The sequence below is a fragment of the Streptomyces sp. NPDC002176 genome, from assembly GCF_044903645.1.
Lineage (GTDB): Bacteria > Actinomycetota > Actinomycetes > Streptomycetales > Streptomycetaceae > Streptomyces.
In genome coordinates this window covers 540479-554343 of the sequence record NZ_JBJDQW010000002.1, presented here as the reverse complement: position 1 = coordinate 554343, position 13865 = coordinate 540479, and the positions used below count along the sequence as shown (strand labels likewise).

Sequence of the window (13865 nt, the reverse complement as noted above, 5' to 3'; positions counted from 1 at the left end):
CGCTAGCCTTCCCCGCATGCCCGCGCACCTCACCGACCCCGAGCAGCTCAAAGAGCTGCTCGGCATCCCGTTCACCCCGGAGCAGACGGCCTGCGTCATCGCGCCGCCCGCCCCGCAGGTGATCGTGGCCGGAGCCGGATCGGGCAAGACCACCGTGATGGCCGCCCGCGTGGTCTGGCTGGTCGGCACCGGCCAGGTCGCCCCCGAGCAGGTGCTCGGCCTGACCTTCACCAACAAGGCGGCCGGTGAACTCGCCGAACGCGTCCGCAAGGCGCTGATCAGGGCCGGGATCACCGACCCGGACGCGATCGACCCGGACAACCCGCCCGGCGAGCCGGTCATCTCGACGTACCACGCCTTCGCCGGACGGCTCCTCACCGACCACGGCCTGCGTCTCGGCCTGGAGCCCAGCTCCCGGCTGCTCGCGGACGCCACCCGCTACCAGCTCGCCGCCCGCGTGCTGCGCGAGGCGCCGGGCCCGTACCCGGCGCTGACCCGCTCCTTCGCGGACCTCGTCACCGACCTGCTGGCGCTCGACTCCGAGCTGTCCGAGCACCTGGTCGACCCCGAGGAACTGCGCGTCTGGGACGCCGACCTGCGGACCACCCTGGACGGGGCCAGGCTCAGCAACGCCGACCTGCGCAAGGTCCCGGAGACGCTGGCCGCGCGCGCGGAACTCGCCGGGCTGGTCCAGCGCTACCGGGCCGCCAAGCGCACCCGCGACCTGCTCGACTTCGGCGACCAGATCGCCCTGTCGGCCCGCCTCGCCCGCATCCCCGAGGTGGGCCGCGTGCTGCGCGAGGAGTTCCGGGTCGTCCTGCTGGACGAGTACCAGGACACCTCCGTCGCCCAGCGCGTCCTGCTCGCCGGGCTCTTCGGCCAGGGCACCGGCCACCCGGTCACCGCCGTCGGCGACCCCTGCCAGGCCATCTACGGCTGGCGCGGCGCCTCCGTGGCCAACCTGGACGACTTCCCCGAGCACTTCGCCCGCGCCGACGGCAGCCCCGCCACCCGGCAGGCGCTCAGCGAGAACCGGCGCAGCGGCGGCCGCCTCCTCGACCTCGCCAACGGCCTCGCCAAGCCCCTGCGCGCCATGCACGCGGGCGTGGAGGCACTGCGCCCCGCCCCCGGCGCCGAACGCGACGGTCTGGTCCGCTGCGCCCTGCTGCCCAGCCACGCCGAGGAGATCGCCTGGCTGGCCGACTCCCTCGCCCACCTGGTGCGCACCGGAACCCCGCCCGGGGAGATCGCCGTCCTGTGCCGCACCGCGACCGACTTCGCGGAGATCCAGGGCGCGCTGGTCGCCCGGGACGTGCCCGTGGAGGTCGTCGGGCTGTCCGGGCTGCTGCACCTGCCCGAGGTCGCGGACCTGGTCGCCGTCTGCGAGGTGCTCCAGGACCCCGGCGCGAACGCCGCCCTGGTCCGGCTGCTCACCGGCCCGCGCTGGCGCATCGGCCCGCGCGACCTGGCCCTGCTCGGCCGCCGCGCCCGGCTGCTCGTCGCCCACGCGCGCGTGGACGGCGCCGACGACCCCGACCGCAGGCTCGCCGAGGCCGTCGAGGGCGTCGACCCCTCCGAGGTGACCTCGCTCGCGGACGCCCTGGACACCTTCCTGGAGACCTCCTTCGGCACCGAGGGCTACGACGACGACCTGCCGTTCTCCCCGGACGCGCGCGTGCGGTTCGCCCGCCTCGCCGCCGAACTGCGCGACCTGCGCCGCAGCCTCTCCGACCCGCTGATGGACGTGCTGCACCGGGTGCTCGCCGTCACCGGCCTGGAGGTCGAGCTGTCGGCGTCCCCGCACGCGCTGGCCGCCCGCCGCCGCGAGACCCTGTCCAACTTCCTCGACGTCGCCGCCTCCTTCGCTGCCGGTGACGGCGAGGCCACCCTGCTCGCCTTCCTCGCCTTCCTGCGCACCGCCGCCCAGTACGAGAAGGGCCTCGACAACGCGCTGCCCGGCGGCGAGAACACCGTCAAGGTGCTCACCGCGCACAAGTCCAAGGGGCTGGAGTGGGACGTGGTCGCCGTCCCCGGCCTGGTCAAGGGCACCTTCCCCAGCGCCCAGGGGCGCGAGAAGTGGACCGCGCAGGCCAAGGTGCTCCCGCACGCCCTGCGCGGCGACACCGCCACCCTGCCCGACGTCGGCTCCTGGGACGCCAAGGGCATCAAGGGCTTCCACGAGGCCATGAAGGAGCACCAGCTCACCGAGGAGCTGCGCCTCGGCTACGTCACCTTCACCCGCCCCCGCTCCCTCCTGCTCGGCTGCGGCCACTGGTGGGGCCCCAGCCAGAAGAAGCCGCGCGGCCCCTCCGACTTCCTGACGGCCCTGCACGACCACTGCACCGCCGGGTACGGCGAGACCGAGGTGTGGGCGGACGCCCCCGAGGAGGGCGACGAGAACCCCGCCCTGCACACCGCCGACGCCGACCAGGCGTGGCCGCTGCCCCTGGACGCCCTCGCCTTCGAACGCCGTCAGCGGGCCGCCCACACCGTCCGCGCCCACCTCCACACCCCGCCCACCGCGGCCCCCGTCCCGTACGACGACCCCGAGTGGCCCACCGCGCCCCCGGACGACGAGGACCCGTACGACGCCTTGGACGAGCCCGGCGACTGGGACGCCCTGAGCGCCAACCGCCCCGTGCTCCCCGTCCCGCACCAGGCGTCCGCCCCCGAGCCACTCACCCCGGAGGAGTCACGCGCGGTCGCCTCCTGGGACCGGGACCTGGACGCCCTCGCCGGGGAACTGATGCGCGCCCGGCGCGGTGTCACCGACGTACCGCTGCCCGCCGTCCTCACCGCCACCCAGATGCTCCGGCTCGCCGAGGACCCGGACGGGCTCGCGCAGGAACTCGCGCGCCCCATGCCGCGCCCCCCGCAGCCCGCCGCACGCCGGGGCACCCGCTTCCACGCCTGGGTCGAGTCCCGCTACGAGGAGCTGATGCTGCCCCTGCTGGAACCGGACGACCTGCCCGGCACCGACGCCGAGATCGCCGACGAGGCCGACCTCGAAGCCCTCAAGGAAGCCTTCGAGCGCACCGAGTACGCCCGGCGCACGCCCTACCGAGTCGAGGTCCCCGTCCAGCTCACCCTCGCCGGGCGGGTCGTACGCGGCCGGATCGACGCCGTCTACAAGGACGGCGACGGCGAGGACGCCACGTACGAGATCCTCGACTGGAAGACCGGCCGCACCCGCAGCGCCGACCCCCTCCAGCTCGCCGTCTACCGGCTGGCCTGGGCCGAGCAGCAGGGCATCCCGCCCGAATCGGTCACGGCCGCGTTCCTGTACGTGCGCACCGGCGAGGTCGACCGTCCGGCCGGGCTGCCCGGCCGGGCGGAGCTGGCGCGACTGCTCGAAGGGGAGCGAACCGGGGCGACGGGGACGCCTGGGTGTGACGAACCGCCCGCCGAGGATGTCCGTGCGGGCCGATAGGCTCGTGAGCATGAGCCAGACCCCGGACAGCGCCGTCCACGCGTACATCGACCGGCACCGCGCCGCGTTCCTCGACGACCTCGCCGCGTGGCTGCGCATCCCGTCCGTGTCCGCCCAGCCGGAACACGCCCCCGATGTCCGGCGCAGCGCCGACTGGCTCGCCGCGAAACTCACGGAGACGGGCTTCCCGGTGGCCGAGGTCTGGCCCACCGCGGGCGCCCCGGCCGTGTACGCCGAATGGCCCTCGGACGACCCCGAGGCCCCCACCGTGCTGGTCTACGGCCACCACGACGTCCAGCCCGCCGCCCGCGAGGACGGCTGGGACACCGACCCCTTCGAGCCCGTCGTACGCGGCGACCGGCTCTTCGCGCGGGGTGCCGCCGACGACAAGGGCCAGGTGTTCTTCCACACACTCGGGGTCCGCGCCCACCTCGCCGCGACCGGCCGTACCACTCCGGCCGTCCACCTCAAGCTGCTGATCGAGGGCGAGGAGGAGTCCGGCTCGCCGAACTTCCGCGCCCTCGTCGAGGAGCGCGCCGACCGGCTCGCCGCCGACGCGGTGATCGTCTCCGACACCGGCATGTGGTCCGAGGACACGCCCACCGTGTGCACCGGGATGCGGGGCCTCGCCGAGTGCGAGATCCGGCTGTACGGCCCCGACCAGGACATCCACTCCGGCTCCTTCGGCGGCGCGGTACCCAACCCGGCCACCGCCGCCGCCCGCCTGGTCGCCGCCCTGCACGACGAGCACGGACGCGTGGCCGTCCCCGGCTTCTACGACGGTGTCGTGGAGCTGACCGACCGCGAGCGTGAACTCTTCGCCGAGCTGCCCTTCGACGAGGCCGAGTGGCTGCGCACCGCCAAGTCGCACGCGGCGCACGGCGAGGCCGGATACAGCACCCTGGAGCGCGTCTGGGCCCGCCCGACCGCCGAGGTCAACGGCATCGGCGGCGGCTACCAGGGCGCGGGCAGCAAGACGATCATCCCCTCCTCCGCCGTGGTGAAGCTGTCCTTCCGCCTGGTCGCGGGCCAGGACCTCGGCGCGGTGGAGAAGGCCGTACAGGACTGGGCCGAGCGGCAGGCGCCCGCCGGAATCCGGCTGGAGATCGACTTCAGCCCGGGCACGCGCCCGTGTCTCACCCCGCTCGACCATCCCGCGTTGCAGTCCGTGGCTCGCGCCATGGGCCGCGCCTTCGACAAGCCGGTGCGGTTCACCCGGGAAGGAGGCTCCGGTCCCGCCGCCGACCTCCAAGAGGTGCTCGGCGCCCCGGTCCTCTTCCTCGGGATCTCCGTCCCCTCCGACGGCTGGCACGCCCCGAACGAGAAGGTCGAGCTGGACCTGCTGTTCAAGGGCGTCGAGACCAGCGCCCACCTGTGGAGCGACCTCGCCGAGAACTGGCGCCCCGCCCCCTGAGGAACCCCGCCGTTCGGGAACGGCACCGCGCGCCGGGCACACTGGAAGGACCGCCCGGCCCGGCCGCCCCCGCCCGGCCCTGGTGCCCCTGACCCGTTGCCCGCCTCACCGCCCGCCGAACCGACCGTTCCATTGGGGGAGTTGGAAGCACCCGTGACCACCCGGACCGACCACACCGCAGACCGACCCATCTCGCTCACCGCCCCGAGCGGCATCGACCGAGCCGCCCACCACCGGCTCGACGAAGCCTGGCTCGCGGCGGCGTGGAGCCACCCCACGACCCGCTGCTTCGTGGTCTCCGGCGGCCAGGTACTCATCGACGAGACGTCCGACGGGCGTACCGAACTCGTCATGACCCCCTCCTTCGAGGCCCCCCTCACCGAGGCCCACCGCTACTTCCTGGGCGAGGACGAGGACGGCGTCAGCTACTTCGCGCTCCAGAAGGACTCGCTGCCCGGCCGTATCGACCAGTCCGCGCGCCCCGCCGGACTGCGCGAGGCGGGGCTGCTGCTCTCCCCGCGCGACGCCGGGCTGATGGTGCACGCCGTCGGCCTGGAGAACTGGCAGCGCACCCACCGTTTCTGCTCCCGCTGCGGCGAGCGCACCGTCATCGCCGCCGCTGGGCACATCCGCCGCTGCCAGGCGTGCGGCGCCGAGCACTACCCGCGCACCGACCCGGCGGTGATCATGGCGGTCACCGACGAACAGGACCGCATCCTGCTCGGCCGCCAGGTGCACTGGCCCGAGGGCCGCTTCTCCACGCTCGCCGGATTCGTCGAGCCCGGCGAGTCCATCGAGCAGTCCGTGCGCCGCGAGGTCTTCGAGGAGGCGGGCATCACGGTCGGCGAGGTCGAGTACGTCGCCAGCCAGCCCTGGCCGTTCCCGTCCAGCCTGATGCTGGGCTTCTTCGCCCACGCCACCTCCACCGAGATCGACGCCGACGGCGAGGAGATCGAGGAGGCCCGCTGGTTCTCCCGCGACGAGCTGGGCGCGGCCTTCGAGTCCGGCGAGGTGCTGCCGCCCTACGGCATCTCCATCGCCGCCCGGCTGATCGAGCTGTGGTACGGCAAGCCGCTGCCGACCCGGAGCGCCTTCTAGACGCGAGAACCCCGGCTGCCCTCTGCGTGTTCAGAGGCGGCCGGGGTTCTCATGTCACCGGGGTCAGGCGCTGAGCGCCTGCTTCACCTGGGCGAGGCTCGGGTTGGTCATGACGGCCTCGGGGCCACCGTCGGCGGGCACGACGCGCACGGTCGGAACCGTCTGATTGCCGTCGTTCGCCTTCTCCACGAACGCGAGGGCCTCCGGGTCGTGCTCGATGTTGATCTCGGTGAACGGGATGCCCTCCCGGTCCAGCTGGCCCTTCAGCCGACGGCAGTAACCGCACCACGTGGTGCTGTACATCGTCACAGTGCCCTGCATGTCTCGCGCTCCTCAGGCGGCCGGGGGGTATGTCGTACGTCGTGCACAGGGCCCAACGCGGGGGACCGGGGATGAATTCCCGCCGTGGTCACCGGGGGCGACCCGGTCGTGACCCCCGCCGCACCCGCCGCTGTGACACTCGCCGCATTGACCGCTGTGACACCCGCCGCATTAAAACGACTATCGGGGCCCGCCTGTGGACAACCGACGCGGTGGTCCCGGACAACCTGGCAGCATGGCTGTGTGACAGCAGCAACGCCCTCCCCCCTCCTCCCGCGGACCCCGGAATCGGCCGACGCGGTGCTCGAAGGGCTCGACCCCGAGCAGCGCGAGGTCGCCACCGCCCTGCACGGGCCGGTGTGCGTCCTGGCCGGAGCGGGCACGGGCAAGACCCGCGCGATCACCCACCGCATCGCGTACGGAGTGCGCTCCGGCCTCCTGGCGCCCTCCAGCGTGCTCGCCGTCACCTTCACCAACCGCGCCGCGGGCGAGATGCGCGGGCGGCTCCGCCAGCTCGGCGCCCAGGGCGTGCAGGCCCGCACCTTCCACTCCGCCGCGCTCCGCCAGCTCCAGTACTTCTGGCCGAAAGCGATCGGCGGCGGCATGCCCCGGCTGGTCGACCGCAAGATCCAACTGGTCGCCGACGCGGCCGCCGCCTGCGGGCTCCGCCTGGACCGGGGCGAGCTGCGGGACGCCACCGCCGAGATCGAATGGTGCAAGGTCACCCAGACCGTCCCTGCCGACTATCCGTACGCGGCCGTGAAGGCGGGCCGCGAGACCCCGCGCGACCCGGCCGAGATCGCCCACCTCTACGCGGCCTACGAGAACCTCAAGCGCGACCGCGCCGTCATCGACTTCGAGGACGTGCTGCTGCTCACCGTCGCCGTCCTCCAGGACCGGCACGACATCGCCGACCAGGTACGCGCCCAGTACCAGCACTTCGTCGTCGACGAGTACCAGGACGTCAGCCCGCTCCAGCAGCGCCTGCTCGACCTCTGGCTCGGCGAGCGCGACAGCCTGTGCGTCGTCGGTGACGCCAGCCAGACCATCTACTCGTTCACGGGAGCAACTCCCGACCATCTCCTCGACTTCCGTCACCGCCATCCCGGCGCCACCGTCGTCAAGCTGGTCCGCGACTACCGCTCCACCCCCCAGGTGGTACGCCTCGCCAACGGCCTGCTCGCCCAGGCCCACGGCCGCGCCGCCGACCACCGGCTGGAACTGATCTCCCAGCGCCCCTCCGGCCCGGAACCCGGCTACACCGAGTACACCGACGAGCCCGCCGAGGCCGAGGGCGCCGCCCGCCGTATCCGCGAGCTGATCGCCGCCGGGACCCCGGCCGCCGAGATCGCCGTCCTGTTCCGCACCAACTCCCAGTCCGAGACCTACGAACAGGCCCTCGCCGACGCGGGCGTCCCCTACCAGCTGCGCGGCGCCGAGCGCTTCTTCGACCGGCCCGAGGTGCGCAAGGCGGGCGTCGCCCTGCGTGCCGCCGCCCGCTTCGGCGGCAACGACTCCCTGCTGGACGAGGCGGTCGACCTGCCCTCCCAGGTGCGCGCCGTGCTCTCCGGCGAGGGCTGGAGCAGCGAACCCCCGGCGGGCTCCGGCGCCGCCCGCGAACGCTGGGAGTCCCTGGCCGCCCTGGTCGCCCTCGCCCACGACTTCGCCGCCGCCCACCCGGGGGCCACCCTGAGCGACCTGGTCGCCGAGCTGGACGAGCGGGCCAACGCCCAGCACGCCCCGACCGTGCAGGGCGTCACCCTCGCCTCCCTGCACGCCGCCAAGGGCCTGGAGTGGGACGCCGTCTTCCTGGTCGGCGTCGCCGAGGGCATGCTGCCGATCACCTACGCCAGGACCGACGAACAGATCGAGGAGGAGCGCCGCCTCCTCTACGTCGGCGTCACCCGCGCGCGGGAACGGCTCCACCTCTCCTGGTCGCTCGCCCGCTCACCCGGCGGCCGGGCGGGGCGCAGGCCGAGCCGCTTCCTCGACGGACTGCGCCCCGGCTCCACCGCCACCGTCGGCCGCGCCGCGACCGGCACCGGCGGCGTCGAGCGCGGCACCCCCGGCGGCCTGCCGGCGGCCCCCCGGCGCGCCCAGCGCACCCCGGCCCGCTGCCGGGTCTGCGGCCGCACCCTCACCGACGCGGGCGAGATGAAGCTGATGCGCTGCGAGGACTGCCCCTCCGACATGGACGAGGGCCTGTACGAGCGGCTGCGGCAGTGGCGGTCCGTGGAAGCGGGCCAGAGCGGACAGCCGGACTTCTGCGTCTTCACCGACCGCACCCTGATGGCCATCGCCGAGACCCGCCCCGACTGCGCCGCCGAACTCTCCCGCATCCCCGGCGTCCTGGACCGCAAGCTGCGCCGCTACGGCACCGACGTGCTGGCCATCTGCGCAGGCCACGAGGTCGGCGCGGACCCCCTGAACGCGGTTTCCACGACTGATCGGAACTCGTCGGAAAAATAGTTTGCGCCCGCGCCAGGAATCCCCATAGGTTCTAGGCACGGAAACGGCGGCCTTCTCGAAGGCTGTGATTCCGTGCTGTACTTCTTTATCCGAGGACCGATTCGACCCGGTCCCCAAGACGCCGAGAGGAGGCGAGCCCAATGATCAGCATCGAGACCATCTTCACCAGCCCGGTCAAACTGACCGATCGTCCGGCCGTCTCCCTGTGCATGCTCGGCGCGCCCTCCGAGGTCACCGGTCTGTCCGGCATTCGTGCCGCCCGTCCGGCGTCCTCGCTGCTCTCCGCGGACCTTCCTGTCCGCGAGCGCAATGAGCGACCGACCAAGGCACTGGCAGCGGTAGAGGCACAGGCGCAGGGCGCCTATGCCTTCGCGGCGGCCGGTGCCGGATTCCGGAAGCAGACGACGCAGCACCCCCAGATGTGGGCCTTCCGTGGGCCAGAACCCTGGAGTGATCCAGCCTGATCGCCGATCAGGCAGGCGCCTTCAGGGCCGCGGAACCCCACCCGGGAACCGCGGCCCTTCTGTTTTCCCCGAACGGGGAGGACACACCGAAGGCGCCTCGGTACGACAAAAGAAGACCCGGTATCCAGCCGACACCCGGTCCACCGGCCGGAACGACCAGACGAGGACAACACCCCGTGCAACTCGAAGCGCACGCCCCGTCAGTACCGCCCTCACAAGCGATCACTCAGCTCGGCTCCACGGAGGACCCCGCCTTGCTCCCCCTCACCGCGCTCACCGCGCTCGACGACGCCATCGAGAACCTCGGCGTGCCCGTCCCCTGCCGTTCCTACGACCCGGAGGTGTTCTTCGCCGAGTCGCCGGCCGATGTCGAGTACGCCAAGTCGCTCTGCCGCACCTGCCCGCTGGTCGAAGCCTGCCTCGCCGGGGCCAAGGAGCGCCGCGAGCCGTGGGGCGTCTGGGGCGGAGAGCTGTTCGTCCAGGGTGTCGTCGTCGCCCGGAAGCGGCCCCGCGGCCGTCCGCGCAAGAACCCGGTCACGGCATGAACATCGCACGGATGCACACCGCAGGAACGATCGACCGTCCCCTCACGCACGACCCCAAGAAGCAGGCCCCGATGAAGCCGTCCACCAGCGAGCCCACCGGCTCGGCGACCCCAGACCTCGATAACCGTGGCGTGACAGGCTCGCGCCAGACGAACAGGACCCGCGAAATGCAACTCATCCCAGAAGCCCTGGCTCGTGCGCATATGCACGAGCGCCTGCACGACGCCGAGCAGGAGCGCCGGGCCATGAGCCTGGTCACCGCCCGGCGGATGCAGCGCCGGGCGGAGCGCGCGTCGCTGCGTGCCCGCCGTGCGCTCGCCGTCGCCGTCATGCAGTAGGCGCCACCCTCGCAGCGCGCTGAGCGCACCCACCCGAAGCGGTGGCCTCCCGGCACCGGGAGGCGAAGTCTTCCCCTCGGGGGCCGGTCCGGCCGAACGGACCGGCCCCCGAGGCATGTCCGATCGGCGTCGTGTCCGCCGCTGTGCGCCGCCTACCCTTGCGCGCCTACGCCTGTGCCGCAGGCGCCTCCGGCGCTTCCTCCTCTTCCTCTTCCTCTTCCTCCTCGGGCTCCGGTGCCTCCGCGTCCGCTTCCAGCAGCTCCGCCTCCGGCCCGAACCCCGGCAGCCATTCCTCCAGATCCTCCCGGAGCCGCACGGTCGCGCCCAGCTGGCACAGCACGCCGATGGTGCTCAGCGTCACCCGGTGGATCAGCAGATAGGACGGCGGCAGGTTCAGCTGCTTGCCGAGCTGGTACGCGGGGGAGCGGGGGTCGGCGACCCGGGCCGCCTGACCGCGCATCCACGAGCGGGTGAAGGTGAAGGTGTCCACCTGCGCGGGCTCGATGATCGGCAGCAGATAGTCGAGGACCGCGTCGGGGTCCAGGTCCATGGACTCCTTGATGAACCCTTCCTCGCACAGCATCTCGTAGACCGGCTCGGCGTCGCCCTCCAGCGTCATCCGCAGCGCCACCCCGATGGTGGACGGCAGACCGCCGGGGAGTCGGTCGACCGTCCCGAAGTCCAGCACGCCGAGACGCCAGTCCTCCTCGCCGTCCGGCCCCGGGGGCAGCAGCCGGAAGTTGCCCGGATGCGGATCGGCGTGCAGCAGGCCGGTGCGCGCCGGGCCGGAGAAGAGGAAACGCGCCAGCAGCTGCCCGGCCCGGTCCCGCTGCTCCTCGGTGCCGTCGGAGATGATCTCGGACAGCGGGACGCCGTCGATCCACTCGGTCACCAGCACCTGGTCGTACTGCTGCACCACCGCCGGGACCAGCACGTCCGGGTCGTCCACGAACTCCGCCGCGTGCGCGGCCTGCGCCTGCGCCTCCAGCTCGTAGTCCAGCTCCTCGGAGACCCGGTCCTTCAGCTCCGCGACCAGCGGCTTGATGTCCATGCCGGGGATGAGCGGCCCCAACAGCCGGACGAACCGGCTCAGTTGATTCAGGTCCGACAGCAGTGCCTCACCGGCGCCCGGATACTGGACCTTGACCGCCACCTCCCGGCCGTCGTGCCACACCGCCCGGTGCACCTGCCCGATCGAGGCCGCGGCAGCGGGCTTGTCCTCGAACTCCAGGAACAGCTCCCGCCAGTCCTCGCCCATCCGCTCCTCCAGCACGGCGTGCACCGTGCGGGTTGGCATCGGGGGCGCCGCTTCCTGGAGCTTGGTCAGCGCGGCGCGGTAGGGACCGGCGATCTCCTCGGGCAGCGCGGACTCGAAGACGGACAGCGCCTGCCCGAACTTCATCGCGCCCCCCTTCAGCTCACCGAGCACCTTGAAGAGCTGCTCGGCCGTCCGCTGCTGAAGCTCCCGGCCGACGAGCTCCGCCGACTCGCCCACGATCCGCTTGCCCAGCCCCCAGGTGGCCCGGCCGGCGAAGCCGAGCGGGAGCGCGGCGAGCTTCGCGGTCCGGGTGACCGCCTTCCGGGGAAGATCAGACATGCGCCCTCCAAGTCCCTGTCGGCCGCGCGACGCCGGTCTCGCGTCGCCGCTCGGCCGACGGCCGTTGCACCGCCATTGTCGCGCGCGGCAGCCCTCGCGTTGAGGAGTGCTCCCCCTCGGCTTTCTCCCCGGCCCGTGCCGGGGTGCTCCCTCTCCTCCTCTCCTTCGCCCCGCAGCCGCATGCCGGATGCGGAGCGACAGGGCGAGCGTCCCAGGTCAGGGCGGGTAGGGCTGCCTCCCAGCGGGTGCTGGTGGCAGCCGGTTCGGCCCCGTCGAGAAAGCTCAGGGCGTGGGCGGCGGCGAGTCCCGCGACCGCCGTGGCCAGGGTCAGATCGCAGGCGCCCACCCGGCGCGCCCTGCCCGAACGCCACTGGGTGATCAGCCGGGGCCACGCCGGGTCCTCGTCGGTGCGGTGCTGCTGGAGACAGCCCGCGCACCCCGTCCGGCCGGGCAGCACCAGCGGCCCGACGACACCGGTGCCCTCCACCACACCCGCGTAGAGATGCGGAGTCCCGGAGATCATGAACGGCTCGGCGAGGGACGGGTCCGGGGCGTGCACCGCGACCTCGTCACGCGGGGCGAGGATCACCAGGGACAGACCTGGCTCGGCGTCCGGGACGGGATCGGGCAGCCTGCCGTGCCGGGTCCGGCGTGGCGGACGGTCCGGGGCCGCACGGCGCACCGCCGCCCGCGCCGCGTCTTCCCGCCGCTCGCCCACCGCCTCCGACGGCAGCCCGCCCGGCGCCACGTCCCACGGCTGCACCCGGCCCGCATCGCGCACCTCGACTTCTCCGATCCCGGCCCCGGACAGCAGCGCCGCCAGCACGGACCCCACCCGGCCCGCACCTAGGACCCGCACCCGCAGGGCGCGCCGGGCGGCGAGGCGGGTGAGCGCGCCGCCCGGCTCCGCCGTGGTCAGCGACAGGGAGGCGAGATCCGGGCGCAGCCGGTCCAGCGCCTCCCCTCCTCTCTCCCGCAGCGCGGTCGCGGCGGGCGAGCAGTCCCGTGTGTCGTCGAGCAGCCCCGCCCGGCCCAGTCTGCCGACCAGCCGGTCGGCATGACCGTCGGGAAGGTCCATCCGCCGGGCCTCCTCCCGCAGCAGCGCCACGTCACGAGTGCCGTCGAGCAGCTCCAGGAAACCGCTCGTCGCCAGGTCCACCGGACCCAGAGTGATCGCGTGCGCCGGAGTCATGCCGAACTGCACGGTGCCGAGATCGCGCCAGCCGCGCCGCAGCGCCGGTTTCACCATCGGATGCATGACGGGCCCCCGTGTCCCCAGATCTCGCGCACACCCGGCCGGGCGCGCGTCGTTCCGCCTTTCGTACGTCGGCCGAGCCGGTCCTGCTCGCTCCGACGACTGCCAGCATGGCCGGGTTCCGGAATGCGTGCCGAAAGTTGTCCACAGGCACGGCGTGATCGTCGTACAAGCTGCTCACGCGGCTTCGGTTGTCCACAGGCCCGGCCCGCTGTCGGCACCGGCGAGTACCTTCGAGACGTGCCCATCGAACCCACGGAATCCACTGGACCCACCCGACCCACCAAACCCACCGGACCCCTCGAACCCGCCGAACAGCAGCCGCTCGCCGCGCACGGCCCCGTCGAGGTCCGGCGCAGCGACCGGCGCCGCCGGACCGTCTCCGCCTACCGCGAGGGTGACCGCACCATCGTGCTGATCCCCGCCCGCATGTCGAAGGCGGAGGAGCGGCGCTGGGTCACCGCCATGCTCGACCGGCTCGCCGCGAAGGAGGCGAGGCGGACCGTGCGCGGCGGTGACGCCGAACTGACCGAGCGCGCCGGGCGGCTGTCGGAGCGGTACTTCGAGGGCCGGGCGCGGCCGGGTTCGGTGCGCTGGGTGACCAACCAGAACACCCGCTGGGGTTCGTGCACCCCGGCGGAGGGCACCATCCGGCTCTCGCACCGGCTGCGGGGGATGCCCGAGTACGTCGTCGACTACGTGCTCTGCCATGAGCTGGCGCATCTCCTGGTGCCCGGTCACGGCCCGGATTTCTGGCGGCTGTTGGAGTCGTACCCGCGCACCGAGCGGGCCCGCGGCTATCTGGAGGGCGTGGCCGCCACCGCGGGGCTGCCGGACATACCGCCGGACGTAGCGGACGACGAGGAGGTGTGAGGTCCGGGACCCGGTTCTGTACCGGGTGTGTACCGGCTGAGGCCGATGTCGGTGTTTGCGG

11 protein-coding genes are annotated in these 13865 nt (G+C 73.1%); 8 read left to right on the top strand and 3 right to left on the bottom strand.

What is annotated here, in order from left to right; all coding sequences use genetic code 11:
* The first annotated feature begins 16 nt into the window (after nucleotides 1–16).
* From ACI2LY_RS10720 to nudC, 3 genes are all read left to right on the top strand, one after another.
* A complete protein-coding gene (locus tag ACI2LY_RS10720; protein WP_404706851.1) occupies nucleotides 17–3430 on the top strand; it encodes a UvrD-helicase domain-containing protein in 3414 nt (1137 codons plus the stop codon).
* A 10-nt stretch (nucleotides 3431–3440) separates the two neighbouring features.
* Nucleotides 3441–4844 (top strand): dipeptidase, encoded by a 1404-nt coding sequence (locus ACI2LY_RS10715; RefSeq protein WP_404706850.1) that lies wholly within the window; start codon nucleotides 3441–3443, stop codon nucleotides 4842–4844.
* Nucleotides 4845–4997: 153 nt separating this feature from the next.
* Nucleotides 4998–5942 carry an NAD(+) diphosphatase gene (gene nudC, locus ACI2LY_RS10710; RefSeq protein ID WP_388995773.1) on the top strand — a complete coding sequence of 315 codons (945 nt, stop codon included), beginning with the start codon at nucleotides 4998–5000 and terminating at the stop codon, nucleotides 5940–5942.
* Between the two features lie 63 nt (nucleotides 5943–6005).
* On the opposite strand, the gene ACI2LY_RS10705 is transcribed toward nudC, so the two are convergent.
* On the bottom strand, nucleotides 6006–6263 hold the full coding sequence (locus ACI2LY_RS10705) for a mycoredoxin (protein ID WP_404706849.1): 258 nt from the start codon (nucleotides 6261–6263) through the stop codon (nucleotides 6006–6008).
* A gap of 243 nt (nucleotides 6264–6506) precedes the next feature.
* Between ACI2LY_RS10705 and ACI2LY_RS10700 the strand changes: the two genes are divergently transcribed.
* From ACI2LY_RS10700 to ACI2LY_RS10685, 4 genes are all read left to right on the top strand, one after another.
* Nucleotides 6507–8732, top strand: a complete 2226-nt coding sequence (locus ACI2LY_RS10700) for an ATP-dependent DNA helicase UvrD2 (protein WP_404706848.1) — start codon at nucleotides 6507–6509, stop codon at nucleotides 8730–8732.
* A gap of 140 nt (nucleotides 8733–8872) precedes the next feature.
* On the top strand, nucleotides 8873–9196 hold the full coding sequence (locus ACI2LY_RS10695) for a hypothetical protein (protein WP_388995768.1): 324 nt from the start codon (nucleotides 8873–8875) through the stop codon (nucleotides 9194–9196).
* Between the two features lie 176 nt (nucleotides 9197–9372).
* Complete coding sequence (locus ACI2LY_RS10690; RefSeq protein WP_030807350.1) at nucleotides 9373–9741, top strand: WhiB family transcriptional regulator; 369 nt, start codon at nucleotides 9373–9375, stop codon at nucleotides 9739–9741.
* 11 nt (nucleotides 9742–9752) lie between these two features.
* Nucleotides 9753–10079, top strand: a complete 327-nt coding sequence (locus ACI2LY_RS10685) for a hypothetical protein (RefSeq protein WP_404707309.1) — start codon at nucleotides 9753–9755, stop codon at nucleotides 10077–10079.
* Between the two features lie 166 nt (nucleotides 10080–10245).
* Here the strand turns inward: ACI2LY_RS10685 and ACI2LY_RS10680 are convergent, their stop codons facing one another.
* The gene (locus ACI2LY_RS10680; RefSeq protein WP_404706847.1) at nucleotides 10246–11676 is read right to left on the bottom strand and encodes an ABC1 kinase family protein; all 1431 of its coding nucleotides are present in this window, start codon (nucleotides 11674–11676) and stop codon (nucleotides 10246–10248) included.
* On the bottom strand, nucleotides 11669–12934 hold the full coding sequence (locus tag ACI2LY_RS10675; RefSeq protein ID WP_404706846.1) for a TOMM precursor leader peptide-binding protein: 1266 nt from the start codon (nucleotides 12932–12934) through the stop codon (nucleotides 11669–11671). Before ACI2LY_RS10675 ends, ACI2LY_RS10680 begins: the two co-directional genes overlap by 8 nt.
* A 237-nt stretch (nucleotides 12935–13171) precedes the next feature.
* Here ACI2LY_RS10675 and ACI2LY_RS10670 point away from each other — a divergent pair, with 237 nt between their 5' ends.
* Nucleotides 13172–13804 (top strand): M48 family metallopeptidase, encoded by a 633-nt coding sequence (locus tag ACI2LY_RS10670; protein ID WP_404706845.1) that lies wholly within the window; start codon nucleotides 13172–13174, stop codon nucleotides 13802–13804.
* Nucleotides 13805–13865: the final 61 nt, after the last annotated feature.